Here is a 26,108-nt window from a genome sequence, read left to right on the forward strand (position 1 = left end):
GTGCGGGGTCGTACGGTTGAACCCATGCGGCCCGTATCCAAGATCGAACGCACGGTGGCGCCTTTCGAGGTCGTCAGTCCCTACCAGCCCAGCGGCGACCAGCCCGCTGCCATCGCCGACCTTGAGCGGCGCATCCTCGCAGGTGAGAAGGATGTCGTCCTCCTCGGTGCGACCGGCACGGGCAAGTCCGCGACCACCGCGTGGATGATCGAGAAGCTTCAGCGTCCCACCCTCGTGATGGCGCCGAACAAGACGCTGGCCGCCCAGCTGGCCAACGAGTTCCGCGAGCTGCTGCCGAACAACGCGGTCGAGTACTTCGTCTCGTACTACGACTACTACCAGCCCGAGGCCTACGTCCCGCAGTCGGACACCTACATCGAGAAGGACTCCTCGATCAACGAGGAGGTGGAGCGCCTGCGCCACTCCGCCACCAACTCGCTGCTCACCCGCCGGGACGTCGTCGTGGTCGCCTCGGTCTCCTGCATCTACGGCCTGGGCACGCCCCAGGAGTACGTGGACCGCATGGTCAACCTCAAGGTCGGCGACGAGATCGACCGCGACGACCTGCTCCGCCGTTTCGTCGACATCCAGTACACGCGCAACGACCTGGCCTTCACCCGCGGCACCTTCCGTGTCCGCGGCGACACCATCGAGATCTTCCCGGTCTACGAGGAGCTGGCCGTCCGCATCGAGATGTTCGGCGACGAGATCGAGGCGCTCTCCACCCTGCACCCGCTCACCGGCGAGATCATCAGCGACGACCAGCAGCAGTACGTCTTCCCGGCCACCCACTACGTCGCCGGGCCCGAGCGTCTGGAGCGCGCCGCCCACGCCATCGAGAAGGAGCTCGGCGAGCGCCTGACGGAGCTGGAGAAGCAGGGCAAGCTCCTGGAGGCCCAGCGCCTTCGCATGCGCACGACGTACGACCTGGAGATGCTCCGCCAGATCGGCTCCTGCTCCGGCGTCGAGAACTACTCGATGCACTTCGACGACCGTGAGCCCGGCTCCCCGCCGAACACGCTGCTCGACTACTTCCCGGACGACTTCCTGCTCGTCATCGACGAGTCGCACGTCACCGTGCCCCAGATCGGCGCGATGTACGAGGGCGACGCCTCCCGCAAGCGCACCCTCGTCGACCACGGCTTCCGGCTGCCGTCTGCCCTGGACAACCGCCCACTGAAGTGGGAGGAGTTCCAGCAGCGCGTCGGCCAGGCCGTCTACCTGTCCGCGACACCGGGCAAGTACGAGCTCTCGCGCGGGGACGGCTTCGTCGAGCAGATCATCCGCCCCACCGGCCTCATCGACCCCGAGGTCATCGTCAAGCCCACCGAGGGCCAGATCGACGACCTGGTGCACGAGATCCGCGAGCGCACCGCGAAGGACGAGCGGGTCCTGGTCACCACGCTCACCAAGAAGATGGCCGAGGACCTCACCGACTACTTCCTCGAAATGGGCATCCAGGTCCGTTACCTGCACAGCGACGTCGACACCCTGCGCCGGGTCGAACTGCTGCGTGAGCTGCGCGCCGGAGAGTTCGACGTCCTCGTCGGCATCAACCTCCTCCGGGAGGGCCTCGACCTCCCGGAGGTGTCCCTGGTGTCGATCCTCGACGCCGACAAGGAGGGCTTCCTGCGCTCCGGCACCTCGCTGATCCAGACCATCGGCCGCGCGGCCCGCAACGTCTCCGGTCAGGTCCACATGTACGCCGACAAGATCACCCCGGCGATGGAGAAGGCCATCGAGGAGACCAACCGCCGCCGGGAGAAGCAGGTCGCGTACAACACGGAGCGGGGCATCGACCCGCAGCCCCTCCGCAAGAAGATCAACGACATCGTGGCGCAGATCGCCCGTGAGGACGTCGACACGGAGCAGCTGCTCGGCTCGGGCTACCGCAAGTCGAAGGACGGCAAGAGCGCCAAGGCCCCCGTGCCCGCACTGGGGTCGAAGGCCGACAAGGGAGCCGGTTCCGCCAAGGGCAGGAGCAAGGAGACCGTGCCGACCGACCGCCCCGCGGCGGAACTCGCGGAGCAGATCGAGGAGATGACGCAGCGGATGCGTACGGCCGCCGCCGACCTGCACTTCGAGATCGCCGCGCGGCTGCGTGACGAGGTCTCGGAGATGAAGAAGGAGCTGCGGCAGATGAAGGAAGCCGGTATCGCCTGACGCCCGTGCTGCCGCGCTGTGTTGCAAGACCGACACAAAGTGTGCACCAGGCTTCGGCACTGTCAGTGGCCCTGCGTAGGGTTGCTGGTCAACCGCAGGTTTCTGCGGCAACAGGGGACAGGTCCGAGAAGGGAACAGCGCGTGACGGTCAACATGACCAAGGGTCAGGCCATCAGTCTGCAGAAGAACGACGGAGGCACGCTGACCGCGGTGCGCATGGGGCTCGGCTGGCAGGCAGCCCCGCGTCGTGGCCTGTTCGGCTCTCGCACCCGCGAGATCGACCTCGACGCGTCCGCCGTGCTCTTCGCGGACAAGCAGCCGGTCGACGTGGTGTTCTTCCGTCACCTCGTCAGCGACGACGGCTCCGTGCGGCACACCGGTGACAACCTCGTCGGCGGCGTGGGCCAGGGCGGGGACGACGAGGCGATCCTCGTCGACCTCGCGCGCATCCCGGTCCACATCGACCAGATCGTCTTCACCGTGAACTCGTTCACCGGCCAGACGTTCCAGGAGGTGCAGGACGCGTTCTGCCGTCTGGTCGACGAGACCAACGGCCAGGAGCTGGCCCGGTACACCCTGGCCGGCGGCGGCCAGTACACGGCACAGATCATGGCGAAGGTCCACCGCGCGGGCACGGGCTGGCAGATGACCGCTCTCGGTACGCCTGCCAACGGCCGCACCTTCCAGGACCTGATGCCGGCGATCCTGCCGCACCTGTAGACAGCCCGGCGCACGAAGTACAGAAGTACATAGGGGGAACGAAGGCGATGACGGCTGAGCTGGTCCGGGGGCAGAACCACCCGCTCTCCCAGGCACGACTTGAGATCCGGGTGTCGGCCGGCAAGCCGATCGTGGCCGGCGCCACGCTCAGCGACGAGCAGGGCAGGGTGCACGGTGTCGAGTGGGTGGCCCACCCGGGCTCACCCACTCTGCCCGGCATCGAGGTGTCCAAGCAGGCCGCGGCCGACCACCGGCTCGCGTGCGATCTGGACGCCCTGCCGGAGAGCGTGCACCGGGTCAGCGTGCTGCTCGCACTGCCGTCCGGAGTGGGCGGCCCGGTGCGGTTCGGCGTGGTCGCCGCCCCCTTCGTCGCAGTCACCGGGCTCGACGGCTCCGAGGTCGCCAGCTACACGGTCACGGGGCTCGACGTCGAATCGGCGGTCGTCGCACTCGAGCTCTACCGCAGGCAGGGCGCCTGGAAGGTGCGCGCCGTGGGACAGGGCTACGCGGGCGGCCTCGCCGAGCTCCTCGCCGACCAGGGCCTGCCCCAGGCCCACCAGCTCGCGGGCAGCATCAACGAGGCGGTGGCCCAGGGCCTGGCGCGCTCGGTGGCCGCACCCCCGCCGCGTACGGCCGAGGGCGACCGCTCGCGGCACGCCGCCGCCCTGGGGCAGGACCAGGGCGGATCGACGTCCCAGGCGGGTCCCGGCCAGGTGCCGCCGCAGCACGGACATCCGGGCGGGCCGGGATCCACGGCGTCCGGAGCCGGGCACGGCGGGCCGCAGTCCGGCTACCCCGCGGCGACCCCGCCGACGGACCCGTCCGCCGTCACCCAGCCCGCCGGACCCGGAGCCGGCGGCCCCGTGAACTACAGCCACCCGGGCAGGCAGGCCGCCGCGCCGCCCCCGCCCCCGCCGACCGCGCCCCCGGCCCAGCCGGGGCAGCCCGCACAGCCCGTGGCGGGCGACGCGACCGGCTGGTCCATGGAGGAGCGCCTGTACAACCAGGTGTGGGGCATGTTCGAGGACCTGGCCCGTGCCACCGCCGCATATCGCAGCGCGGTCGACTTCGCCGAGTCCCGCATGGAGCAGGAGCTCGACAAGGTCCTCTCAGACCCCCGCAGCCGCATAGGCGGGCAGGGCGACGCCGCCCGCGAGACGGCCCGCGCGAAGCACGCCGAGCTGGTCGACCGGGCCAGGCAGGCACTCGACCGCGACCTCGCCCAGCTCACCGCCGAGGCCGAGGTCGTCGAGCCCGCACTGCCGCCCGCGTTCGCGCGCTGGGACAATCCCGCCTGGCACGGCTACCGGGTGCCGATGGAGATCCCCATGGCTCTGCGCCTGGGAGATCTGCACCTGCCCGAGAGCGCGGGTATGAGCATCCCGATGCTGGTGAGGCTGCCGCTGGAGCGCGGTCTGTGGATCGACAGCGGCCGTACCGGGTCCTTCGACGGCTCGATCGCGGACTCCGACGACCTGCGCCGCCTCGCCATGGACACGGCCGTGGCGCATGCGGCCCGGCTCCTCGCCGTCTACCCGGCGGGCGAGTACACCGTGCACGTCATCGACGCGGCGGGCTCGGCGGCCTCGTCCCTCGCACCGCTCGTGAGCACCGGTGTGCTGGCCGGACCGCCCGCCGTCGGCGCCGCGGGAGTGACCGACGTGCTGGCCCGGCTCACCCAGCGGGTCGACCTGGTCCAGATGGCCATCCGGGGCGGTGCGGCGGACTCCCTGCCGCCCGACCTCGACACGGCCGAGCAACTGCTGATCGTCAACGACTTCCCGCACGGTTTCGACGACCGGGCCGTGACCCAGCTCCGCTATCTCGCGGACGAAGGCCCGGCTGTCGGTGTGCACCTCATGCTGGTCGCCGACCGGGAGGACGCCGCCGCGTACGGTCCGCTGCTCGACCCGCTGTGGCGGTCGCTGCTCCGGCTCACGCCGGTGCCCGACGACCACCTCGCGGACCCGTGGGTCGGGCACACGTGGACCTACGACCCCTCACACGTCCCGCCGGGCAGCCAGGTGCTCCAGCACGTCCTCACCCAGGTCGCGGCCGCCCGTCGCTCCTGGAACCGCTGAGCTCCGTCCGGCCTTTCCCAAGACTTCGTCAACTCGTCTGACCAGGGCATTTGGCCTTTCTTTTACCAATCCCTTTACCTTTCCTTGGTGATTGGGGTACTGTCGTCCGTACGGAGGGGAGTACTCCCTACCTACTGCGACGTACTCGTCAATACGGATCTGGCCAGATCCCGGGGCGTCGGCCCGAAGCGCACCGGACGCATCACGCGCCCCGGACACATCGGGTGGAAGAGACCTCCGGCAGCGACGACGCTGACATTTGCCGTTACGTACTGCCGGAGGCGCAGTGGATGTTTCCGTGACCCTTTGGGTCCTCACGATTGTGGGCCTCGCGGCCCTCATCGCGGTCGATTTCTTCATCGGCCGCAAGCCGCACGACGTGTCAATCAAGGAAGCCGGGATCTGGACGGTCGTCTGGATCGTCCTGGCCGCACTGTTCGGACTCGGACTGCTCGTCTTCTCCGGAGGCCAGCCCGCCGGAGAGTTCTTCGCCGGCTTCATCACCGAGAAGTCGCTGAGCGTCGACAACCTCTTCGTCTTCGTCCTCATCATGGCGAAGTTCGCGGTGCCCACGCAGTACCAGCAGCGTGTGCTCCTGGTCGGTGTGCTCATCGCCCTGGTCCTGCGTGCGATCTTCATCGCCGCGGGTGCGGCGATCCTCGCGAGCTTCGCGTGGGTCTTCTACATCTTCGGCGCGTTCCTCATCTACACCGCCTGGAAGCTGATCCAGGAGGCCCGGGCGAACGACGAGGACGAGGAGTTCGAGGAGAACCGGCTGCTCAAGGCCGCCGAGCGCCGCTTCGGTGTCGCCGACCGCTACCACGGCACCAAGCTGTGGATCCAGCAGAACGGCAAGCGGGTCATGACCCCGATGCTGGTCGTCATGCTGGCGATCGGCACCACCGACGTGCTCTTCGCGCTCGACTCGATCCCCGCGATCTTCGGCCTGACCCAGGACCCGTACATCGTCTTCACGGCCAACGCGTTCGCGCTGATGGGCCTGCGACAGCTGTACTTCCTGATCGGTGGACTCCTCAAGAAGCTGGTCCACCTCAGCTACGGCCTGTCGGTCATCCTCGGATTCATCGGCGTCAAGCTGGTGCTGCACGCGCTGCACGAGTCCGGCGTCCATGTTCCGGAGATCTCCATCCCGGTCTCCCTCGGCGTGATCTGTGCCGTCCTCGTGGTCACCACGATCACCAGCCTGATGGCCTCCAAGAAGCAGGCGGCCGAAGAAGCCCGCAAGGCTGAAGAGACCCAGAAGGCCGAAGGGCCCGAGAAGGACAGCATCGACGTCTGACCGTCGGACATAGCACCGATCAGCACCGGGAGTGGCGCTCGGCGAATTGCCGACCGTCGCTCCCGGTGCTTGCTTGTGTGCTGAGTGGTCCCCGGCCCGGGGACGCCTGGCCGGATGGAGGCACCGATGAAGTTCGTGCAGATCATCGACTTCGAGACCGAGCGCATCGACGAGATGGGGGAGCTGGTCCAGGAGGCCGAGAAGCGCTCCGCGGGCCGCGACGGCGGCCCCACACACCGCATGCTCCTGCAGGACCGGAACACACCCAACCGCTACCTCGTCGCCATCGAGTTCGAGTCGTACGAGGAGGCGATGCGCAACAGCAACGATCCCGAGACGACCAGGATGGCGGCACTGTGTACCAGGCCTCCGCAGTTCACCGACTGCGACGTACACGAGATGACCGAGATCAAGTAGCGCACGGGCGCCCGTAGCGGCCAGGGCCACGGCCGTGGCCCTGGCCGCAGGGGCAGCGGCGACAGCCAGGGACGCGGCTGTGGTTGTGGCGCCAGGAGGGCAGCAGCCGGTGGCTCGTTCGCCGCGCTCCCGACCGTGGTCCCGCATCGCCCAATCGGGGTGCGGGGCCGTCGTATGGCTGGGACGATCGCTGCATGCTTGTTCGGCTCCGGTCACTCGTGACGCAGTGGACGGCCGTCGTGCCGGTGATCGCGATCGTCCTGCTGGTCTTCACATGGGGCCGTGATCTCCCCGGTGCGGTCGTCGCCCTGGTGACGCTGGTGCTGGCCGGTGCCGTGCTGGCCGCCGTCCACCATGCCGAGGTGGTCGCCCACCGGGTGGGTGAGCCCTTCGGTTCGCTGGTCCTCGCCGTCGCCGTCACGATCATCGAGGTGGCGCTGATCGTCACCCTCATGGCGGACGGCGGGGACAAGAGCTCCACGCTGGCCCGCGACACCGTCTTCGCGGCAGTGATGATCACCTGCAACGGAATCGTCGGCCTGAGTCTGCTGGTCGCCTCCCTGCGGCACGGCTTGGCGGTGTTCAACGCGGAGGGGACCGGCGCTGCTCTCGCGACCGTGGCGACACTGGCGACGCTCAGCCTGGTCCTGCCGACGTTCACCACCAGCAAGCCGGGCCCGGAGTTCTCCACCACCCAGCTCACCTTCGCCGCGCTCTCCTCGCTCGTCCTGTACGGCATGTTCGTCGCCACGCAGACCGTGCGGCACCGCGACTACTTCCTGCCGATCACACGACAGGGCGAGGTGATCGACGCGGACGACCACGCCGACACCCCCTCCTCCAGGACAGCGAGGACCAGCCTGGGACTTCTCGCCCTGGCCCTGGTCGGCGTGGTCGGACTCGCCAAGGGCGTCTCGCCCACCATCGAGTCCGGGGTGGAGGCGGCCGGGATGCCGCACGCCGTGGTCGGCGTGATCATCGCTCTGCTCGTCCTGCTTCCGGAGACGATCGCCGCGCTGCGCTCCGCCCGCCGTGACCGTGTGCAGACCAGTCTGAACCTGGCCCTCGGTTCGGCGATGGCGAGCATCGGCCTGACCATCCCGGCTGTGGCCGTCGCGTCCATCTGGCTCTCCGGCCCGCTCGTCCTCGGCCTGGGTGCCACCCACATGGTGCTGCTCGCGCTGACCGTCGTGGTCAGCTCCCTCACGGTGGTCCCCGGCCGGGCGACCCCGCTTCAGGGTGGTGTGCATCTGGTCCTGTTCGCGGCCTATCTGGAACTCGCGATCAACCCGTAGGGTCCGGGGCCCTGAAGCGGCGCGCGGACTCCGACCAGCCACCGGTCGCCGGCCCTCGGACGCCGGCATCCCTCACCCCGTGGCCGGCTCGGCAGCCACCACGGTCACCGGCCGGGTCTCCGGGAGCAACGCGAAACACCCCAGGCTGAGCAGTGCCACGCCTGTCAGATAGGCGGCCACGCCCCACGGCACCCGACCGCTCTGTTCGACGATCGCGGTCGCCACGATCGGGGTGAGCGCGCCACCGAGCACACCGCCCAGGTTGTAGCCGACCGCGGCGCCCGTGCAGCGCACCCGCGGCTCGTACAGCTCCGGCAGATACGCGGCGATCACGGCGAACATCGTCACGAACGCGATCAGCGCCACCAGGAACCCGAAGAACATCAGCAGCGGTTCACCCGTCGACAGCAGCGCGATCATGGGGAACATCCACAGTGCGGCACCCGCGCAGCCCGCCAGACACAGTGGCCGCCGTCCGTAGCGGTCGCCCAGGACGGCCGCCACCGGAGTGAGCGCTCCCTTCACCACGACGGCCGCCATGATGCAGGCCAGCATGACGGTACGGCTCACCCCGAGCCGCTCGGTCGCGTAGGCGAGGGACCAGGTGGTCACGGCGTAGAACAGCGCGTACCCGACCGCGAGCGCCCCTGCGGTCAGCAGCACCAGCCTCCAGTGGCCGCGGACCACTTCGGCGAGCGGCACGCGCGCGTGCTCCCGCATCTCGAGGAACTGCGGGCTCTCGGCGAGGGAGGACCGCAACCACAGCCCGGCGGCGGCGAGCACGCCCGCCGCCCAGAACGGCACCCGCCAGCCCCAGGACGCGAACTGCGCCTCGGAGAGCGTCGCCGACAGCGCCAGCATCACACCGTTGGCGAGGACGAAACCCAGCGCCGGCCCGATCTGGGGGAAGCTCGACCACAGTCCACGACGGTGGGCGGGCGCGTGCTCCGCGGTCAGCAGCACCGCCCCGCCCCATTCCCCGCCGAGCCCCAGCCCCTGCAGGAAACGCAGCACAAGGAGCAGCACAGGAGCGGCCGTACCGATGGAGTCGTACGTCGGTACGCAGCCCACCGCGACGGTCGCGGCGCCGGTCAGCAGCAAGGAGGCGACGAGCACGGGCCGCCGTCCGTGCCGATCCCCGATGTGTCCGAACAGGACCGAACCCAGTGGTCGCGCCACGAACCCGACCGCGAACGTCCCGAAGGCCGCCAGCGTGCCCGCCACCGGCGAGAAGGTGGGGAAGAACAGCGGGCCCAGGACGAGGGCGGCCGCCGTCCCGTAGACGAAGAAGTCGTAGAACTCGATGGCCGTCCCGGCGAGCGCGGCGACGGCGAGCCGCAGCATGGAAGGGGGCTTTACGGTGCGTGCACGGTCCATGCCGCGTCAACCACCCACGGTGACGATGGGTTACGGGGGCGCGCGGAGGCCCGGCCGGTGTCAGTACGTCACCGTGATGCGCCGGGCAGGACCGTCGACCCGGATCACCCCGCCGTAGGGGATGACGATCTGCGGATCCGTGTGGCCGAGGTCCACATCGAAGACGACCATGGCGTCGGGGGCGTACGCCCGCATCGCGCGCTGTACGGCCGCACGCTGGTCGGCGGCGTAACGGGCGCCCCGCTCAGGGCTGTTGGGATGTTCGAACGACCAGGTCTTCGCGCGGCCCATCAGCAGCGCGGAGAAACGCTGGAGCAGACCGCGCTCTCCCATGCCCCGCAGGACGCGGAACACCCCCTCGTCGCTCGGCAGTTCTTCCGAGGTCTCCAGGAAGAGCACGCCTCCGTCGTGGACGGCGGGGTCGCCCGGGATCTCCCGGTCGGCCATCAGCAGACAGCCGACGGTCTCCAGACAGCCGCCCCAGCTGCGGCCCTCCACCACACGGTCGGGGTTGACCCAGGTCCACCCGGTGCCGGGCCGGGTCACCGGTTCGGACTCGAAGGTCGCGGGGTCGGCCCAGTCGCGGTCGACGTCACGCCAGTTCGCCGCGGGCCGCAACTCGTACGAGCCCGAGGTGAAGAGTGCGGCCCGGGCGGACTCGGCGGTCAGGGGATGCATGGCGACGGGGCGGCCGAACTCGGTCATCACACTCGCGCCGTGGTAGCCGACGATCCCGCAGTTCGCCAGGAAGGCGAGCAGGTTGGTGTTGTCGCTGAAGCCGAAGAACGGCTTGGGATTGGCACGGACGAGCTCCCGGTCCAGCAGTGGCAGCACGGTGATCTGATCGTCGCCGCCGATCGAAGCCAGGACCGCCTTGATGTCCGGGTCGGCGAACGCGGCATGGATGTCGGCGGCGCGCTCCCGCGGTGTCGAGTCCATCTTCCGGGTCGCCGGATACTCGACCGGTTCGAGGCCGAACTCCGTGCGCAGCCGCGAGAGGCCCAACTCGAAGGGAAGCGGCAGGATCGCCGGCAGGGCGGCCGCCGGGGAGATCACGGCCACCCGGTCGCCGGGCACGGGCTTGGGCGGGTACGCGGGTGTCGTCATGCCCGGCACCATAGGGACCGACCCGGTGTCGGCGCACCGTGATAAACCGGGTCGGAGCAGCGGTCCTGAACGGGCCGCATCACCCGAGCGGACCGGAGGAACCGTGCCCCGCACCCTCGCCAACGCCCCGATCATGATTCTCAACGGCCCCAATCTGAACCTCCTGGGGCAGCGGCAGCCGGAGATCTACGGCTCCGACACCCTCGCCGACGTCGAGGCGATGTGCGCCAAGGCGGCGGCCGCGCACGGCGGCACGGTGGACTTCAGGCAGTCCAACCACGAGGGCGAACTGGTCGACTGGATCCACGAGGCACGCCTCGGCCACTGCGGGATCGTGATCAACCCGGGCGCGTACTCGCACACCTCCGTCGCGATCCTGGACGCGCTCAACACCTGTGACGGCCTGCCCGTGCTGGAGGTCCACATCTCCAACATCCACCAGCGCGAGGCGTTCCGGCACCACTCGTACGTCTCCGTCCGCGCCGACGGTGTCATCGCCGGCTGCGGTGTGCAGGGGTACGTGTTCGGTGTGGAGCGGGTCGCGGCGATGGCGGGGACGGGGCGGACGGCGACCTGAGCGCCGCGGCAGGCGGGGCGGTCGGCCACGGACGGAACCGACGGGCCGGGCGGGCGCGGGAAGGACCGGACACGGCGCCCGGGGCGGTGGCCGCCGGACGTCGGCCACCGCTGCCAGGGCGGGGCCGCCGGCCGAAGGGCGGGGATCGTAAGGCCGGCGGCCCGTCCGCGCAGGAGCCGTCATCCTGTGCGGGACTGCCCTCAGTGGACCGCGCGCCCGCACGCGCGGGGAGCGCGCGCAGGGCACCAGCGCGTGTGCTCGGTTCACACGGGGCGCGCGACGGCGCGCGTGATGACCGACCCCGCATCCGGCATCATGCGCTTCACCGACTCCCGCGCGGCATCAGGATGTTCAGCTCCTCGCGGGCGGCACGGACGGCACGTGCGGACTCACCAGCCCCGGGCGTGCCACTCCGGCAGGTGAGGCCGCTCCGCGCCCAGCGTCGTGTCGCCGCCGTGTCCCGGGTAGACCCAGGTCTCGTCCGGGAGCGTGCCGAAGATCTTCGTCTCGACATCGCGCATCAGACTGGCGAACGCCTCCGGATCCTTACGTGTGTTGCCCACACCGCCCGGGAACAGACAGTCACCCGTGAACACATGAGGATGACCGTGCGGGTCGTCGTAGACCAGCGCGATCGACCCGGGGGTGTGGCCCACCAGATGACGTGCCGTCAGCTCCACGTGCCCCACGCGGATCGTGTCGCCGTCCTGGAGCGGGACGTCCGTCGGTACGGGGATGCCCTCGGTGTCGTCCCGTCCCGCGTACGTGCGCGCGCCCGTGGCCGCCACGACCTCCGCGAGCGCCTGCCAGTGGTCGCCGTGCTGATGCGTGGTCACCACGGACGCGATGCCGTCGTCGCCGATCAGTGTGAGCAGCGTCCTGGCGTCGTTGGCCGCGTCGATCAGCAGCTGTTCGTCCGTGGCCCGGCAGCGCAGCACATAGGCGTTGTTGTCCATCGGGCCGACCGCGACCTTGGAGATCATCAGGTCCCGCAGCTCGTGCACATCCGCAGGGCCGCCGACCTTCACCGCTCCGCTGTACGTCATACCGCTCAGCCTATAGCGGAGGCAGAACCGGCAACGGTCCGCCGTCGACGAGCAGAGCGGCCCCGTCGCGGCGTCCCGCGAGCCAGCCGAGCAGGGCGGGTGCGGGACCGGTCACGGTGATTTCGGTGCCGCCTCCGGAGTCACGTCCCGTGCTCCACGCGCGCGTGCCGTCCGTGACGCGCGTGGAGGGCACCCCGGGATGCCCGGCGAAACGGTCCGTGAGGAAGGCCACCTCCCGCTGGACGAAGTCCTCCGGCAGGTCCTCCAGCTCGTACCCGATTCCCAGGTCCACCCGGTGCAGCTCGATCTCGATCCACCGGCGGAACGGCACCCGGGCCGCCGAGTCGGTGACCCCGTTGCGCAGTTCCACGGTGCGTGACCAGTCGGCGGGCACGGAACCGGCCTCCTGGAAGCGGGCGGCGCTGTCGCGCAGGTCGGCGAGCTGTGTCTCCAGGGGGCGCGGGGCGTCCCGCTCGATGTCGGCGTCCCGGGCCTCACCGGAGGCGTACATCGGCCGCCCCTCCAGGACGTTCAGGAGCGCGTCCGCGTTGCGGGCGAGGTGGGCCAGGACGTGGCCGCGGCTCCAGCCGGGGAGCCGTGACGGTTGCGTCACGGCGGCGTTGTCCAACGTGGCGACTGCGGTGAGCAGCCGATCGGTCGCGTCACGTACAGACGCCAGGTCGCGCACATGATCGTTCATGCGCCCGACGATAGCTCCGCCACACGATCGGGTGAAGGTGGTGGACGACCTCCGTGAATCGAATGCACGTGCTATAAGGTCGGGGGCAGCGCCGGGCATTCCTGGAGGCCCGGAATTGTTGGGCAAGAGGCGAACCAGACCGGCGCTGTCAGTGGCTCCCCCTAGTCTGAGAAGGACGGGGGCCTCGCCCCTGTCACTTCTCTCTAGAAAGGTGCGGACCGGCGTGGCCGACCGTCTCATCGTCCGTGGAGCGCGCGAGCACAATCTGAAGAATGTCTCGCTCGACCTCCCGCGCGACTCGCTCATCGTCTTCACGGGCCTGTCGGGGTCGGGCAAGTCCTCGCTGGCCTTCGACACGATCTTCGCCGAGGGGCAGCGGCGCTACGTGGAGTCACTGTCCTCGTACGCCCGGCAGTTCCTCGGCCAGATGGACAAGCCGGACGTCGACTTCATCGAAGGTCTCTCCCCGGCGGTCTCCATCGACCAGAAGTCGACCTCGCGCAATCCGCGCTCGACGGTCGGCACCATCACCGAGGTCTACGACTACCTGCGGCTGCTCTTCGCGCGCATCGGCAAGCCGCACTGCCCCGAGTGCGGCCGCCCCATCTCGCGCCAGTCGCCGCAGGCCATCGTCGACAAGGTCCTGGAGCTCCCGGAGGGCAGCCGCTTCCAGGTCCTCTCCCCGCTGGTGCGCGAGCGCAAGGGGGAGTTCGTCGACCTCTTCTCCGATCTCCAGACCAAGGGGTACAGCCGCGCCCGGGTCGACGGCGAGACGATCCAGCTCACCGACCCGCCCACGCTGAAGAAGCAGGAGAAGCACACCATCGAGGTGGTCATCGACCGCCTCACGGTCAAGGAGGGCGCCAAGCGCCGCCTGACCGACTCCGTGGAGACCGCGCTCGGCCTCTCCGGCGGCATGGTGGTGCTCGACTTCGTCGACCTCCCCTCGGACGACCCCGAGCGCGAGCGCATGTACTCGGAGCACCTGTACTGCGCGTACGACGACCTGTCCTTCGAGGAGATGGAGCCCCGCTCCTTCTCCTTCAACTCGCCCTTCGGCGCCTGCCCCGACTGCTCGGGCATCGGCACACGCATGGAGGTCGACGCGGAGCTGATCGTCCCGGACGAGGACAAGTCCCTCGACGAGGGCGCCATCCACCCCTGGTCGCACGGCCACACCAAGGACTACTTCGGGCGCCTCATCGGGGCCCTGGCGGACGCGCTGGGATTCCGGACCGACATCCCCTTCGCCGGTCTCCCGCAGCGCGCCAAGAAGGCCCTGATCCACGGCCACAAGACACAGATCGAGGTCCGCTACCGGAACAGGTACGGCCGGGAGCGCGTCTACACCACGCCCTTCGAGGGCGCTGTCCCCTTCGTGAAGCGGCGGCACAGCGAGGCCGAGAGCGACACGAGCCGCGAGCGCTTCGAGGGCTACATGCGCGAGGTGCCCTGCCCCACCTGTCAGGGCACGCGCCTCAAGCCGATCGTCCTCGCGGTCACGGTCATGGAGAAGTCCATCGCCGAGGTCTCCGCCATGTCCATCAGCGACTGCGCGGACTTCCTGGGCAAGCTGAAGCTCGACGCGCGTGACAAGAAGATCGCCGAGCGCGTCCTGAAGGAGGTCAACGAAAGGCTGCGGTTCCTGGTCGACGTCGGCCTGGACTACCTCTCGCTGAACCGCGCCGCGGGCACCCTCTCCGGAGGGGAGGCCCAGCGCATCCGTCTCGCGACCCAGATCGGCTCCGGCCTCGTCGGCGTCCTGTACGTCCTCGACGAGCCCTCCATCGGCCTGCACCAGCGGGACAACCACCGCCTCATCGAGACCCTGGTCCGGCTGCGCGACATGGGCAACACGCTCATCGTCGTCGAGCACGACGAGGACACCATCAAGGTCGCCGACTGGATCGTCGACATCGGCCCCGGCGCCGGTGAGCACGGCGGCCACGTCGTGCACAGCGGCTCCCTGAAGGAGCTGCTCGCCAACGAGGAGTCGCAGACCGGTCAGTACCTGTCCGGCAAGAAGGCCATCCCGCTGCCCGACATCCGGCGCCCGCGCGACCCTTCCCGGCAGCTCACCGTGCACGGAGCCCGCGAGAACAACCTCCGGGACATCGACGTGTCGTTCCCGCTGGGTGTCCTCACGGCCGTCACGGGTGTCTCGGGCTCGGGCAAGTCGACGCTGGTCAACGACATCCTGTACACGCACCTGGCCCGCGAGCTGAACGGCGCCAGGAGCGTCCCCGGCCGCCACACGCGCGTGGACGGCGACGACCTCGTCGACAAGGTCGTGCACGTCGACCAGTCGCCCATCGGCCGCACACCCCGGTCGAACCCGGCGACGTACACCGGCGTCTTCGACCACGTCCGCAAGCTGTTCGCCGAGACGACCGAGGCGAAGGTCCGCGGCTACCTGCCGGGCCGCTTCTCCTTCAACGTCAAGGGCGGCCGCTGCGAGAACTGCGCGGGCGACGGCACGATCAAGATCGAGATGAACTTCCTCCCGGACGTGTACGTCCCGTGCGAGGTCTGCCACGGGGCCCGATACAACCGGGAGACCCTGGACGTCCACTACAAGGGCAAGTCCATCGCCGACGTCCTGAACATGCCGATCGAAGAGGCCATGCACTTCTTCGAGGCCGTCCCGGGGATCTCCCGCCACCTCAGGACGCTCAACGACGTCGGTCTCGGTTACGTCCGGCTCGGCCAGTCCGCGACGACCCTGTCCGGCGGCGAGGCCCAGCGGGTCAAGCTCGCCAGCGAACTGCAGAAGAGGTCCACCGGACGCACGGTGTACGTCCTCGACGAGCCGACCACCGGCCTGCACTTCGAGGACATCAGCAAGCTCCTCGTCGTGCTGTCCGGTCTGGTCGACAAGGGCAACACGGTCATCGTGATCGAGCACAACCTCGACGTCATCAAGACCGCGGACTGGGTCGTCGACATGGGCCCCGAGGGCGGCGCCGGCGGTGGCATCGTCATCGCCGAGGGCACACCCGAGGAGGTCGCCGCGGTACCGGCCAGCCACACGGGCAAGTTCCTGCAGGAGGTCCTCGGCGCGGATCGCGTCAGTGACGCCTCGCAGGTCGAGGCCCCGCGCAAGGCCGCCGCCAAGAAGGCCGTGGCGGCCAGGTCGACGACGAGGAAGACGGCCACGGCCAAGACCACGGCGTCCAAGGCCACGGCGTCCAAGACCACGACGGCCAAGACCACGACGGCGAAGTCCGCCGCGGCCAGGACCACCGCCGCCAACGGCACGGCCGCCAATAAGGCCGCCGGGGCCACGAAGAAGGCGACCCCGGCGAAGAAGACGACGGCCCGAGCCCGTAAGGCCTGAGACAGGCCCGAACGCCTCGGGAGAGTGTCACCGCAACGCGCCGTGCCCCACGGGAACTCCCCGTGGGGCACGGCGCGTCGCGCGTTGTTCGGCGGGCAGGCCCCCCTCGTTCGCTTGCCTGCCCGCGGTCCTGCCGCATGGCTGCGAGCGAACCGCACTCCAGTCCTCAGAACGCGTCCACCTCATGGGCGTACGGCGGTTCCGCGCCCGCCCGGGAGCAGGTGACCGCCGCGGCTCGCGCGGCGAACCGCAGCAACTCGCCCCAGCCGTCGGCCCCCAGGCCGGTCGGACCCGCCCCGGACAGTGCGTCGCGGGCGGCGAGACCGTGCAGCAGCGCCGCGTTCACCGTGTCGCCCGCGCCGATGGTGTCCACCACGTCGACCCGCTCACCCGGCACGGAGTACTCCCCGCCGTCAGGGGTGAAGGCGGTCAGTCCGTCGCCGCCCCGCGTGACCACCACGGCCGAGGGCCCCGCGGCCAGCCACTCGCGCGGAGTACCGCCCAGCCACCGGGCGTCCTCCTCGGACAGCTTGAGCAGCGACACCGACGGCAGCCAGCTCTTGAACCGGGCCCGGTAGGCGTCCGGGTCGGGAATGAGCCCCGCGCGGATGTTCGGATCGAGCGCGGTGAACACTCCCTGCGCGGACGCGCTCCGCATCAGCTTCTCGTACGCGCTCGCGCCCGGCTCCAGGACGAGCGAGCAGGTACCGAAGGACACCGCCCGCGTCCCGCCCGGGAGCTGCGAGGGCGTTGAGAACAACCGGTCCGCGGTCCCTTCGACGTAGAAGGAGTAGCCGGCCGAGCCGTCCGCGGCGATGGAAGCGACGGCGAGGGTCGTCGGCTCGGCGCCCCGCTGCACCGATGACACGTCGACACCCGCCTCGCGCAGCCCGCCGACCAGAGCCTCGCCGAAGGCGTCGTCCGAGACCCGGGAGCAGAAGGCCGTGGGGGAGCCGAGCCGGCCCAGCGCCACCGCCGTGTTGTACGGACCGCCGCCGCGGCGCGGGGCGAGCCCGGCGAGCGCGCCCCTCTCCATGGGCACCAGGTCGATCAGGGCCTCACCGGCGACGACGATCACGAGTCGGATCCTTTCTCGGGGCAGCCGCACGAGGTGCGGTGGACGAAGGCGGAGGGCAGCCGGACCGTACGGGCCGCACGACCGGGCGAGCCCAGCCGCTCCAGCAGCAGCCGCACGGCCCGGGCCCCGATCTCCTTGCTCGGCTGGGAGATCGCGGTGAGCCGGGGCGAGAAGAGGTCCGCCCAGGAGAAGTCGTCGAAGCAGCACAGGGCCAGGTCGCCGGGCACGGACAGGCCCCGCTCGCGCACGGCACGCAGGGCACCGATGGTCATCGCGTTGTTGGCGGTGACGAGTGCCGTCGGCGGCGCCGGAAGGGACAGCAGCGCCTCGGTCGCCCGCTCCGCCCCCGCCGCCTCGGAGCTGCCGGGGACCACGAGCCGCTCGTCGTACGCGAGTCCCGCGTAGGCCAGGCCGCGCCGGTAGCCGGTGATCCGCTCGGTCGTCGTACTGAGCCCCGGGAGTCCCGCGACCAGACCGATCCTCCTGTGGCCCAGCTCGGCGAGGTGGGTGACCAGGAGGGAGACGGGCTCGGCGTTCTCCGCGCACACCTGGTCGAACGCGAAGCCGGGCGCCCTGGTCTCGTCGACCAGTCTGTCCAGGAACACCGTCGGTACGTCGTGCCGCGCGAGGTAGTCGACCAGTCCCTGCGGATCCGCCGAGGGCGCGACGATCATCCCGTCCACGCGTCGTTCGTGCAGCAGCTGGACCACCTTGCGCTCATGGGCCGGATCATCGTGCGGATCCGCGATCAGCAGGCCGTAGCCGTGCTCCAGCGCGCCGGCCTCCACGCCTTGGAGGATCTCCGTGAAGTAGGGGTTGCTGATCGCCGACACCGCGAGCCCGATGGACCGCGTCCGTGCGGTGACCAGGGATCTGGCCAGGCTGTTCGGGGTGTAGCCGAGAGCGTCGATGGCGTCGAGAACGGCTTGGCGGGTGTGCGGAAGCACCGGGCGCGTGGCGTTGAGCACGTGGGAGACCGTCGCGACGGAAACGCCCGCGTGCCGGGCCACGTCGGCCATCGTCGCCAAGGGTGCCTCCTGGGATGCGGCTGCTCGCCCCGCGAAAGTACCCCATGCGAAAGGTGACGTAAACGCTTACGTAAGCGTTTACGTCAGCTGATGGTTGATGGATGGATGGCTGGGGGTCGGTCGGCCGTCGGCAGTCCGCCGCCCTACGGGCGGTGGCGCACCCCCTCACGTCATGTCCCTGCGGATCGGCCCTGCGGATCGGCCCTGCGACTCACTCCCAGTCCCACGCGATCCCCACGATCCCCGACCGCACCCGCTGCTCCACCATGTGGACCGACCGGTGGTGGCCGCTCAGCGGCAGCTCCTGGCGGCCGCTGCGTGGCGCCGCCGCCGAATGCTGGGCGAACCGGTGGCAGCGCACGGGCAGCGTCTCCTCGGCGAACCGCACTTCGAGGGCGTACTGCCCGCCGGAGAAGCCGAACCCCCGGACGTACTCGCCGGACGCGCCCGCCGTGCCGTCCTCCACGCCGTAGCGGAACAGGAAGGTGTCGCCCGCCCGCAGGCGCGTGTCGAAGAGCAGCTCGGCCACGAGGACGCCGGTCTCGTGGTGCCGGAGCACGCGGCCGGTGCGGCAGTTCTCCAGGGCGTGCACACTCATGTGCTCCGGGACGCAGCCGGGGTCGCCGTGGTGGACGGCCACATAGCGGTCGACGCCGTCACTGTGGGCCCGCACGATGTGCTGGGAGTCGCGCCCCAGCAGCTCGCGGCGGGTGCCGATCCGTACCCGCTCGTGGTGGCCGAGGCCGAGGAGTCCGCCGTCGAACGGTGAGTCGAGTTCGGCCAGCAGCTTCTCCAGGACTCCGGAGGCCTCGACCAGCGAGCGGTACGAGCGGGCCGCCGGCCGTTGTACGCCGGAGTGGTCGTCCGCCTTCGAGAGCAGCCGGATCAGCGACTCGTCGGGCAGCTGGAGTATCTCCTCCAGGGCGCGCACGGCGCGCAGTGACTCGGCGCGCTGCGGGCGCCGGGCGCCCTGCTGCCAGTAACTGAGACTCGTCACGCCGACCTTGACCCCGTACCGCGTCAGATGGTGCTGCACGCGCTGCAGCGGCAGTCCACGGGCGGTGATCGCGGCGCGCAGCGCGACATGGAAGGGGCCGCCCCGCAGGGCCGTCTCCAGTTCCGCCGCGGCGACGTCCGCGTGCTGTGTGCCGTGCCGCATGCAGGGGCCTCTCTGTGCGAGCTCGCGAGGGCTGGTGGGGCCGTTCGCGCTGTTCGGAGGGGCCGCCCGGTCTGCGTACGGGGGATGGTCACATGCGTACGCCGTGGTTCCCGGCCCAAGTCATCCCGCATTGAAGCCTGTTGACCAGGCCCGGACAACACCTGATGCGCAACTTCACTGTCCGGGCGCGCGGCGCGGTCCCCCGGAGTGGCGCGTCGAGGTGTCCGTTCACCGCGCCAGAAGGTCCCGGACCGCCCGCGCGGACAGCGCCGACCTGTGCAGGAAGCCGCGGGCCGGGCCGGCCGCCACCAGTTCCTGGAGATCCTTCAGGGAGCGGGTCGGGACGAGGCTCACCGCGGGCACGGACGCGGTGAGCGTTCCCATCACGCGTGCGGAGACGGCCGGGCAGGGGCGCGACGCTCGTCGTGAGGCTGCCTCTGCCGCAGGACGCCCAGGAGGCGGGCGGCGAGGTGTTCCCCGACCGAGGACGGCCCGGAGCGTGAGTGGCGAAGATCCAGCGAGGGGGAGTCCCGTCCTCGTGACACGCGTACGCTCCGGGCTGCCTGCACGGAAGGGGGAAGAACCGTCCGGTTCAGGGGCGGGGGTCCCCGCCGTGCCGTGCCGACCGCAGGCGCTTGGCACGGACGATGTCGGGGTCGCGGGGGTCGAGGCCGGACAGCAGACCGTCGCCGTACAGCTCCTCGTCCTCGTACGGGCGGACCCGGACCGACCGTCGTGGTTTCTCGATCCGTGTCTGTCGCATCTTCCGCAGCCCTTCGGTCATCGACCCGACGCCCTTTGTCCGGGGCGCCCGGTCCACCTGCATCTGCACTGGTACGAGCATTGCCCCGAACTGTTTCCGTGTCGTCACGGCCAGCCCCCGAAACGGGTTCCGGTCCACCTCCATTGCCCGCCACCGGCAGGCCGTAACCGTCCACGCCCGGCAGGCTGTTGCACGCGTACCGCGGACAAGTACCGCAGACGTGTGCGATACCGGTCGGCCGAGCGGACGGTAGGCACCATGGACGGAGCACAGCCTCCCGCGCGGGAGGGCCGTCCTGGCCGGTGACGACGTCACGCTCAGCGAGGGGCAGGCGAACCTCTGTGAGCGGCTCGGCCACGAGGCGGCGGGCAGGCGGGCGACGTCGGTGAGTGAGCCAGGCGTCCTCGGCGACCCCGAGTCGCACCGGGACGAGGGCACCGCGACAAGCACGTGCGGAGCGTCCTCGGGAAACTCGGCCTCCCCGAGGCCGCCGACGGCCACCGCCGGGTGCCGGCCGTCCTGACCCTGCTGGAGTCGCGGTCGTGCCTGGCCGGACCGGGTCCCGGCCGGGTGCCGACAGGCCGTCGCGCTGTCACACCCCGCCAGTAGGGTGTGAGACATGGCCGACCCCTCCAGCTACCGCCCCAAGCCGGGACAGATCCCCGACTCGCCGGGGGTCTACAAATTCCGCGACGAGCACCGCCGGGTGATCTACGTCGGGAAGGCGAAGAGCCTGCGCCAGCGCCTGGCGAGCTACTTCCAGGACCTCTCCGGCCTCCACCCGCGTACGCGCACGATGGTCACCACCGCGGCGTCGGTCGAGTGGACGGTGGTGTCCACGGAGGTCGAGGCGCTCCAGCTGGAGTACTCCTGGATCAAGGAGTTCGACCCCCGGTTCAACGTCAAGTACCGCGACGACAAGAGCTATCCGTACCTCGCGGTCACCCTGAACGAGCAGTTCCCGCGGGTGCAGGTGATGCGCGGTCACAAGAAGAAGGGCGTGCGCTACTTCGGCCCGTACGGGCACGCGTGGGCGATCCGCGACACCGTGGACCTCCTGCTGCGCGCCTTCCCGGTGCGGACCTGTTCCGCGGGCGTGTTCCGGAACGCCGAGCGGACGGGCCGCCCCTGTCTGCTCGGCTACATCGGAAAGTGCTCCGCCCCCTGCGTCGGACGCGTCTCGGCCGAGGAGCACCGCGAACTCTCCGAGGAGTTCTGCGACTTCATGGCCGGCCGCACGGGCACGTACATCCGCCGCCTGGAGCGGCGGATGGCGGACGCCGCCGAGGACATGGAGTACGAGCGCGCCGCCCGCCTGCGCGACGACATCGGGGCGCTCAAGAAGGCCATGGAGAAGAGCGCCGTCGTGCTCGCCGACGCGACGGACGCCGACCTGATCGCGCTCGCCGAGGACGAGCTGGAAGCCGCCGTGCAGATCTTCCACGTCCGCGGCGGCCGGGTGCGGGGCCAGCGCGGCTGGGTCACCGACAAGGTCGAGGCGGTCACCACCGGCGACCTGGTCGAGCACGCGCTCCAGCAGCTGTACGGGGAGGAGACCGGCGACTCCGTACCCAAGGAGGTGCTCGTCCCGGCGCTGCCCGACCCCGTGGAGCCCGTCCAGGAGTGGCTCACCGAGCGCCGCGGGTCGAACGTGTCACTGCGGATCCCGCAGCGCGGTGACAAGAAGGCCCTCATGGAGACGGTCCAGCGCAACGCGCTCCAGGCGCTCGGTCTGCACAAGACGAAGCGCGCCTCCGACCTGACGACCCGCTCCCGGGCCCTGGAGGAGATCGCCGAGGCACTCGGCCTGGACAGCGCGCCCCTGCGCGTCGAGTGCTACGACATCTCGCACCTCCAGGGCGACGACGTCGTGGCGTCGATGGTCGTCTTCGAGGACGGGCTGCAGCGCAAGAGTGAGTACCGGCGCTTCCAGATCAAGGGCTTCGAGGGCCAGGACGACGTCCGGTCCATGCACGAGGTGATCACCCGCCGTTTCAGGCGCTATCTCGGCGAGAAGGAGAAGACCGGCGAGTGGGCCGACGGCGAGTCCGGTCCCACCGAGGAGGACGGGCGGCCCAAGCGCTTCGCCTACCCGCCGCAGCTGGTCGTCGTCGACGGCGGCAAGCCGCAGGTCGCGGCCGCCCAGAGGGCCCTGGACGAGCTGGGTATCGACGACATCGCCGTCTGCGGCCTCGCCAAGCGCCTGGAAGAGGTGTGGCTGCCCGGCGAGGACGACCCGGTGGTGCTGCCACGTACCAGCGAAGGGCTCTATCTTCTTCAGCGTGTGCGCGACGAGGCGCACCGCTTCGCGATCACCTATCAGCGCGCCAAGCGGGCCCGGCGTTTCAGGGCGAGCCCGCTCGACGACGTGCCGGGACTCGGCGAGACGCGCAAGCAGGCGCTGATCAAGCATTTCGGTTCGGTGAAAAACCTGCGATCCGCGACAATCGACCAGATCTGCGAGGTTCCCGGCATAGGCCGCAAGACGGCCGAGGCCGTCGCCGTGGCCTTCGCCCGGGCGGCCCCGGCGGCCCCCGCCGTGAACACCGCGACCGGAGAGATCATGGAAGACGAGGACCACGTGGAAGAGGCGCCCGAAACGACGGCGGGTGCCGCAGGGGAGCCCGTGTCCGCGGGCGCCCCGGACGAACGACGGGGGCAGGAGAGATGACCGAGCACCAGCAGGAAGAACCCTCGGCAGGACGTACGGCGGAGACCGAGGAGCCGCGCACGGCCGCAGCCGGGGCACCGCACACAGCTGACACCGAGGCATCGCACAAGCAGGCACACGAGGATCACCCGCAGGAGCCGGCGGCGGACGACGCGGCCGGCGAAGCGGCGAAGGAAGACGGAGCGGAAGTGAACACGGGCACCATCATCGAGACGCCCGGCGTCCCCGAGGCGGCCATCCCGGAGCTGGTGATCATCTCCGGGATGTCGGGCGCGGGCCGGTCGACCGCCGCCAAGTGTCTGGAGGACCTCGGCTGGTTCGTCGTCGACAACCTGCCGCCGGCGCTGATCCCCACCATGGTGGAGCTCGGCGCCCGCTCGCAGGGGAACGTGGCGAGGATCGCGGTCGTCGTCGACGTCCGCGGCCGCCGCTTCTTCGACAACCTCCGGGAGTCCCTCGCGGACCTGGCGACCAAGCACGTCACCCGGCGGATCGTTTTCCTGGAGTCCTCCGACGAGGCCCTGGTGCGCCGCTTCGAGTCGGTGCGCCGGCCGCATCCCCTCCAGGGCGACGGCCGCATCGTCGACGGCATCGCCGCCGAGCGAGAGCTGCTGCGCGAGCTGCGCGGCGACGCCGACCTGGTGATCGACACCTCCAGCCTGAACGTGCACGAGCTGCGCGCCAAGATGGACGCCCAGTTCGCGGGCGAGGAGGAGCCCGAGCTGCGGGCCACCGTCATGTCCTTCGGCTTCAAGTACGGCCTCCCGGTCGACGCCGACCTCGTCGTGGACATGCGGTTCCTGCCCAACCCGCACTGGGTCCCGGAGCTGCGCCAGTACACCGGCCTCAACGAGGAGGTGGCCGCGTACGTCTTCAACCAGCCCGGCGCCAAGGAGTTCCTCGACCGGTACGCCGAGCTGCTGCGCCTGATCCAGACCGGCTACCGTCGTGAGGGCAAGCGCTATGTGACCATCGCGGTCGGCTGCACCGGCGGCAAGCACCGCTCCGTCGCCACGTCGGAGAAGCTCGCCGCCCGCCTGGTGGCCGAGGGAGTGGAGACGGTCGTCGTCCACCGGGACATGGGCCGCGAATGAATGGACGTTCTCTGCGGCTGAGCCGGCTGCGGCGGGTCGGCGCCGAGGGCCGCGGCGGCAAGCCCGCCGAGGCCCGCGGTGCCAAGCCGCGCCGCCGCGGCGCCCAGCCCAAGGTCGTCGCGCTCGGCGGGGGCATGGGGCTGTCCGCCTCACTCGCCGCCCTGCGCCGCATCACCGGCGACCTCACCGCGGTCGTCACGGTCGCCGACGACGGCGGCTCCAGCGGCCGCCTGCGCGACGAGCTGGGCGTGCTCCCGCCCGGTGACCTGCGCAAGGCCCTGGCCGCGCTGTGCGGTGACGACGACTGGGGCCAGACCTGGGCCCGCGTCATCCAGCACCGCTTCCAGTCCCAGGGCGAGCTGCACGAGCACGCGGTCGGCAATCTGCTGATCGTCGCCCTGTGGGAGCAGCTCGGCGACCACGTGCAGGCGCTCGACCTGGTCGGCAGGCTCCTGGGCGCGCACGGCAGGGTGCTGCCCATGTCCGCCGTACCGCTGGAGCTGCAGGCGCTGGTCAGGGGACACGACCCGGAGCGGCCCGAGGACGTCGACACCGTCCGGGGCCAGGCCACCGTGGCGCTCACCCCCGGCGAGGTGCAGTCCGTGCACCTGGTGCCGCACGACCCGCCGGCCGTGCCCGAGGCCGTCGCCGCGGTCCTCGACGCGGACTGGGTGGTCCTCGGCCCCGGCTCCTGGTTCTCCTCGGTGATCCCGCACCTGCTCGTGCCCGAGCTGCTCGACGCCCTCACCGAGACGAAGGCGCGCCGGGTCCTCCCGCTGAACCTCGCTCCGCAACCCGGAGAAACAGAAGGCTTCTCACCGCAGCGTCATTTGGAGGTTTTGGGACGACACGCCCCTAAACTCGCCCTGGACGTGGTGTTGGCCGACGAGGCCGCCGTGCCCGACCGCGAGTCACTCGCCGAAGCCGCCGAGCGGTTCGGCGCGGCGGTCGAGCTGGCGCCGGTGGCCAGGACCGACGGCACTCCGAGGCACGATCCGGAGCTGTTGGCCGCCGCGTACGACCGTATTTTTCGGATGCATGGAAGGATCGGCCCATGGCGATGACGGCAGCGGTGAAGGACGAGATCTCCCGGCTTCCCGTCACCCGGACCTGCTGCAGAAAGGCGGAGGTCTCCTCCATTCTGCGGTTCGCGGGCGGCCTTCACCTGGTGAGCGGCCGCATCGTGATCGAGGCGGAGCTGGACACCGCGATGGCGGCACGACGGCTGAAGCGGGACATCCTGGAGATCTTCGGCCACAGTTCCGAACTGATCGTGATGGCACCCGGCGGTCTGCGCCGCGGCTCCCGTTACGTCGTACGGGTCGTCGCCGGCGGTGACCAGCTGGCCCGCCAGACCGGCCTCGTGGACGGCCGTGGACGCCCGATCCGGGGTCTGCCGCCGCAGGTGGTCTCGGGGGCCACCTGCGACGCCGAGGCGGCCTGGCGCGGGGCGTTCCTGGCCCACGGCTCGCTCACGGAGCCCGGCCGCTCGTCCTCGCTGGAGGTGACCTGCCCGGGCCCGGAGGCCGCGCTCGCGCTGGTCGGCGCCGCCCGCCGCCTGTCGATCGCCGCGAAGGCCCGCGAGGTGCGCGGCGTGGACCGGGTCGTCGTACGCGACGGGGACGCCATCGGGGCGCTCCTCACCCGCCTCGGCGCCCACGAGTCCGTGCTGGCCTGGGAGGAGCGGCGGATGCGCCGCGAAGTCCGCGCCACCGCGAACCGCCTCGCCAACTTCGACGACGCCAACCTGCGCCGCTCGGCCCGTGCCGCGGTCGCCGCCGGAGCCCGCGTGCAGCGTGCCCTGGAGATCCTCGCGGACGAGGTCCCGGAGCACCTCGCGGCCGCCGGACGGCTGCGCATGGATCACAAGCAGGCCTCCCTGGAGGAGCTGGGCGCGCTCGCCGACCCGCCGCTGACCAAGGACGCCGTCGCGGGCCGTATCCGCCGCCTGCTCGCCATGGCCGACAAGCGGGCCCAGGACCTGGGCATCCCGGGCACGGAGTCCACGCTCACCGAGGAGATGGCCGACAACCTCGTGGGCTGATGCGAGGACCGGACCGCGCCGCTCCCCGCCTCGCGTGGCTGCGGCAGGCCCCGAAAACGCCAACCCGCCGGTGCGCGCGCCCATTTGAGGTAACCGCACCGGCGTTTCGCTGTCCTTGAGGCGCTCTTGACTTGACCATGAAGTGTCATGA

21 protein-coding genes are annotated in these 26,108 nt (G+C 70.5%); 12 read left to right on the top strand and 9 right to left on the bottom strand.

Annotated features, from left to right (window positions below; genetic code table 11):
* Positions 1 to 24 precede the first annotated feature (24 nt).
* The 6 genes from uvrB to KUF83_RS41300 all read left to right on the top strand — a co-directional run bounded on the left by uvrB (position 25) and on the right by KUF83_RS41300 (position 7,976).
* Positions 25 to 2,163, top strand: a complete 2,139-nt coding sequence (gene uvrB, locus KUF83_RS41275; protein ID WP_217460260.1) for an excinuclease ABC subunit UvrB — start codon at positions 25 to 27, stop codon at positions 2,161 to 2,163.
* Between the two features lie 141 nt (positions 2,164 to 2,304).
* Positions 2,305 to 2,883 carry a TerD family protein gene (locus KUF83_RS41280; protein ID WP_151478427.1) on the top strand — a complete coding sequence of 193 codons (579 nt, stop codon included), beginning with the start codon at positions 2,305 to 2,307 and terminating at the stop codon, positions 2,881 to 2,883.
* Between the two features lie 47 nt (positions 2,884 to 2,930).
* On the top strand, positions 2,931 to 4,964 hold the full coding sequence (locus KUF83_RS41285; RefSeq protein WP_217460261.1) for a TerD family protein: 2,034 nt from the start codon (positions 2,931 to 2,933) through the stop codon (positions 4,962 to 4,964).
* A gap of 286 nt (positions 4,965 to 5,250) precedes the next feature.
* The gene (locus tag KUF83_RS41290; protein WP_217460262.1) at positions 5,251 to 6,264 is read left to right on the top strand and encodes a TerC/Alx family metal homeostasis membrane protein; all 1,014 of its coding nucleotides are present in this window, start codon (positions 5,251 to 5,253) and stop codon (positions 6,262 to 6,264) included.
* A 126-nt stretch (positions 6,265 to 6,390) separates the two neighbouring features.
* Positions 6,391 to 6,681, top strand: a complete 291-nt coding sequence (locus KUF83_RS41295) for a hypothetical protein (protein WP_217460263.1) — start codon at positions 6,391 to 6,393, stop codon at positions 6,679 to 6,681.
* 194 nt (positions 6,682 to 6,875) lie between these two features.
* Entirely contained in the window at positions 6,876 to 7,976 is a 1,101-nt protein-coding gene (locus tag KUF83_RS41300) for a calcium:proton antiporter (protein ID WP_217460264.1), read from the top strand.
* Positions 7,977 to 8,048: 72 nt separating this feature from the next.
* On the opposite strand, the gene KUF83_RS41305 is transcribed toward KUF83_RS41300, so the two are convergent.
* Positions 8,049 to 9,353, bottom strand: a complete 1,305-nt coding sequence (locus KUF83_RS41305; protein ID WP_254645124.1) for an MFS transporter — start codon at positions 9,351 to 9,353, stop codon at positions 8,049 to 8,051.
* A gap of 60 nt (positions 9,354 to 9,413) precedes the next feature.
* The gene (locus KUF83_RS41310) at positions 9,414 to 10,460 is read right to left on the bottom strand and encodes a S66 peptidase family protein (protein WP_217460265.1); all 1,047 of its coding nucleotides are present in this window, start codon (positions 10,458 to 10,460) and stop codon (positions 9,414 to 9,416) included.
* A gap of 103 nt (positions 10,461 to 10,563) precedes the next feature.
* Between KUF83_RS41310 and aroQ the strand changes: the two genes are divergently transcribed.
* Entirely contained in the window at positions 10,564 to 11,037 is a 474-nt protein-coding gene (gene aroQ / locus KUF83_RS41315) for a type II 3-dehydroquinate dehydratase (RefSeq protein ID WP_217460266.1), read from the top strand.
* A gap of 389 nt (positions 11,038 to 11,426) precedes the next feature.
* Here the strand turns inward: aroQ and KUF83_RS41320 are convergent, their stop codons facing one another.
* Positions 11,427 to 12,083, bottom strand: a complete 657-nt coding sequence (locus KUF83_RS41320; protein ID WP_217460267.1) for an MBL fold metallo-hydrolase — start codon at positions 12,081 to 12,083, stop codon at positions 11,427 to 11,429.
* Between the two features lie 10 nt (positions 12,084 to 12,093).
* The gene (locus tag KUF83_RS41325) at positions 12,094 to 12,783 is read right to left on the bottom strand and encodes a maleylpyruvate isomerase family mycothiol-dependent enzyme (protein ID WP_217460268.1); all 690 of its coding nucleotides are present in this window, start codon (positions 12,781 to 12,783) and stop codon (positions 12,094 to 12,096) included.
* A 223-nt stretch (positions 12,784 to 13,006) separates the two neighbouring features.
* Here KUF83_RS41325 and uvrA point away from each other — a divergent pair, with 223 nt between their 5' ends.
* Entirely contained in the window at positions 13,007 to 16,120 is a 3,114-nt protein-coding gene (gene uvrA / locus KUF83_RS41330; protein WP_217460269.1) for an excinuclease ABC subunit UvrA, read from the top strand.
* A gap of 166 nt (positions 16,121 to 16,286) precedes the next feature.
* Here uvrA and KUF83_RS41335 read toward each other — a convergent pair whose 3' ends face one another.
* The 5 genes from KUF83_RS41335 to KUF83_RS41355 form a co-directional block, all read right to left on the bottom strand.
* Positions 16,287 to 17,198 carry a carbohydrate kinase gene (locus KUF83_RS41335; RefSeq protein ID WP_217460270.1) on the bottom strand — a complete coding sequence of 304 codons (912 nt, stop codon included), beginning with the start codon at positions 17,196 to 17,198 and terminating at the stop codon, positions 16,287 to 16,289.
* Positions 17,195 to 18,226 (bottom strand): LacI family DNA-binding transcriptional regulator, encoded by a 1,032-nt coding sequence (locus KUF83_RS41340; protein WP_217460271.1) that lies wholly within the window; start codon positions 18,224 to 18,226, stop codon positions 17,195 to 17,197. Before KUF83_RS41340 ends, KUF83_RS41335 begins: the two co-directional genes overlap by 4 nt.
* 211 nt (positions 18,227 to 18,437) lie before the next feature.
* On the bottom strand, positions 18,438 to 19,385 hold the full coding sequence (locus KUF83_RS41345; protein ID WP_217460272.1) for a hypothetical protein: 948 nt from the start codon (positions 19,383 to 19,385) through the stop codon (positions 18,438 to 18,440).
* Positions 19,386 to 19,613: 228 nt separating this feature from the next.
* Positions 19,614 to 19,769: a hypothetical protein gene (locus KUF83_RS41350; RefSeq protein ID WP_217460361.1), complete on the bottom strand. Its 156-nt coding sequence runs from the start codon at positions 19,767 to 19,769 to the stop codon at positions 19,614 to 19,616.
* A gap of 208 nt (positions 19,770 to 19,977) precedes the next feature.
* Complete coding sequence (locus KUF83_RS41355) at positions 19,978 to 20,229, bottom strand: hypothetical protein (RefSeq protein WP_217460362.1); 252 nt, start codon at positions 20,227 to 20,229, stop codon at positions 19,978 to 19,980.
* Positions 20,230 to 20,767: 538 nt separating this feature from the next.
* Here KUF83_RS41355 and uvrC point away from each other — a divergent pair.
* The 4 genes from uvrC to whiA are packed head-to-tail and all read left to right on the top strand — an operon-like array spanning position 20,768 to position 25,957.
* Positions 20,768 to 22,819: an excinuclease ABC subunit UvrC gene (gene uvrC / locus KUF83_RS41360; protein ID WP_217460273.1), complete on the top strand. Its 2,052-nt coding sequence runs from the start codon at positions 20,768 to 20,770 to the stop codon at positions 22,817 to 22,819.
* The gene (gene rapZ, locus KUF83_RS41365; protein WP_217460274.1) at positions 22,816 to 23,913 is read left to right on the top strand and encodes an RNase adapter RapZ; all 1,098 of its coding nucleotides are present in this window, start codon (positions 22,816 to 22,818) and stop codon (positions 23,911 to 23,913) included. Before uvrC ends, rapZ begins: the two co-directional genes overlap by 4 nt.
* The gene (gene yvcK / locus KUF83_RS41370) at positions 23,910 to 24,977 is read left to right on the top strand and encodes a uridine diphosphate-N-acetylglucosamine-binding protein YvcK (protein ID WP_217460275.1); all 1,068 of its coding nucleotides are present in this window, start codon (positions 23,910 to 23,912) and stop codon (positions 24,975 to 24,977) included. The genes rapZ and yvcK overlap by 4 nt, the downstream gene beginning before the upstream one ends.
* A complete protein-coding gene (whiA, locus tag KUF83_RS41375; protein ID WP_217460276.1) occupies positions 24,968 to 25,957 on the top strand; it encodes a DNA-binding protein WhiA in 990 nt (329 codons plus the stop codon). The genes yvcK and whiA overlap by 10 nt, the downstream gene beginning before the upstream one ends.
* The last annotated feature ends 151 nt before the right edge of the window (positions 25,958 to 26,108 follow it).

This window comes from Streptomyces sp. BV286, assembly GCF_019090165.1.
Classification (GTDB): Bacteria; Actinomycetota; Actinomycetes; order Streptomycetales; family Streptomycetaceae; genus Streptomyces.

What these genes read in the sequence shown, in the direction of transcription:
- KUF83_RS41345 (WP_217460272.1), bottom strand. Translation starts at nt 19,385, where the DNA reads ATGCGGCACGGCACACAGCACGCGGACGTCGCCGCGGCGGAACTGGAG.
- KUF83_RS41325 (WP_217460268.1), bottom strand. Translation starts at nt 12,783, where the DNA reads ATGAACGATCATGTGCGCGACCTGGCGTCTGTACGTGACGCGACCGAT.
- rapZ (WP_217460274.1), top strand. Translation starts at nt 22,816, where the DNA reads ATGACCGAGCACCAGCAGGAAGAACCCTCGGCAGGACGTACGGCGGAG.
- uvrC (WP_217460273.1), top strand. Translation starts at nt 20,768, where the DNA reads ATGGCCGACCCCTCCAGCTACCGCCCCAAGCCGGGACAGATCCCCGAC.
- KUF83_RS41320 (WP_217460267.1), bottom strand. Translation starts at nt 12,083, where the DNA reads ATGACGTACAGCGGAGCGGTGAAGGTCGGCGGCCCTGCGGATGTGCAC.
- KUF83_RS41305 (WP_254645124.1), bottom strand. Translation starts at nt 9,353, where the DNA reads ATGGACCGTGCACGCACCGTAAAGCCCCCTTCCATGCTGCGGCTCGCC.
- KUF83_RS41310 (WP_217460265.1), bottom strand. Translation starts at nt 10,460, where the DNA reads ATGACGACACCCGCGTACCCGCCCAAGCCCGTGCCCGGCGACCGGGTG.
- KUF83_RS41285 (WP_217460261.1), top strand. Translation starts at nt 2,931, where the DNA reads ATGACGGCTGAGCTGGTCCGGGGGCAGAACCACCCGCTCTCCCAGGCA.
- yvcK (WP_217460275.1), top strand. Translation starts at nt 23,910, where the DNA reads ATGAATGGACGTTCTCTGCGGCTGAGCCGGCTGCGGCGGGTCGGCGCC.
- uvrB (WP_217460260.1), top strand. Translation starts at nt 25, where the DNA reads ATGCGGCCCGTATCCAAGATCGAACGCACGGTGGCGCCTTTCGAGGTC.
- KUF83_RS41295 (WP_217460263.1), top strand. Translation starts at nt 6,391, where the DNA reads ATGAAGTTCGTGCAGATCATCGACTTCGAGACCGAGCGCATCGACGAG.
- whiA (WP_217460276.1), top strand. Translation starts at nt 24,968, where the DNA reads ATGGCGATGACGGCAGCGGTGAAGGACGAGATCTCCCGGCTTCCCGTC.
- KUF83_RS41350 (WP_217460361.1), bottom strand. Translation starts at nt 19,769, where the DNA reads ATGGGAACGCTCACCGCGTCCGTGCCCGCGGTGAGCCTCGTCCCGACC.
- KUF83_RS41355 (WP_217460362.1), bottom strand. Translation starts at nt 20,229, where the DNA reads ATGCTCGTACCAGTGCAGATGCAGGTGGACCGGGCGCCCCGGACAAAG.
- KUF83_RS41300 (WP_217460264.1), top strand. Translation starts at nt 6,876, where the DNA reads ATGCTTGTTCGGCTCCGGTCACTCGTGACGCAGTGGACGGCCGTCGTG.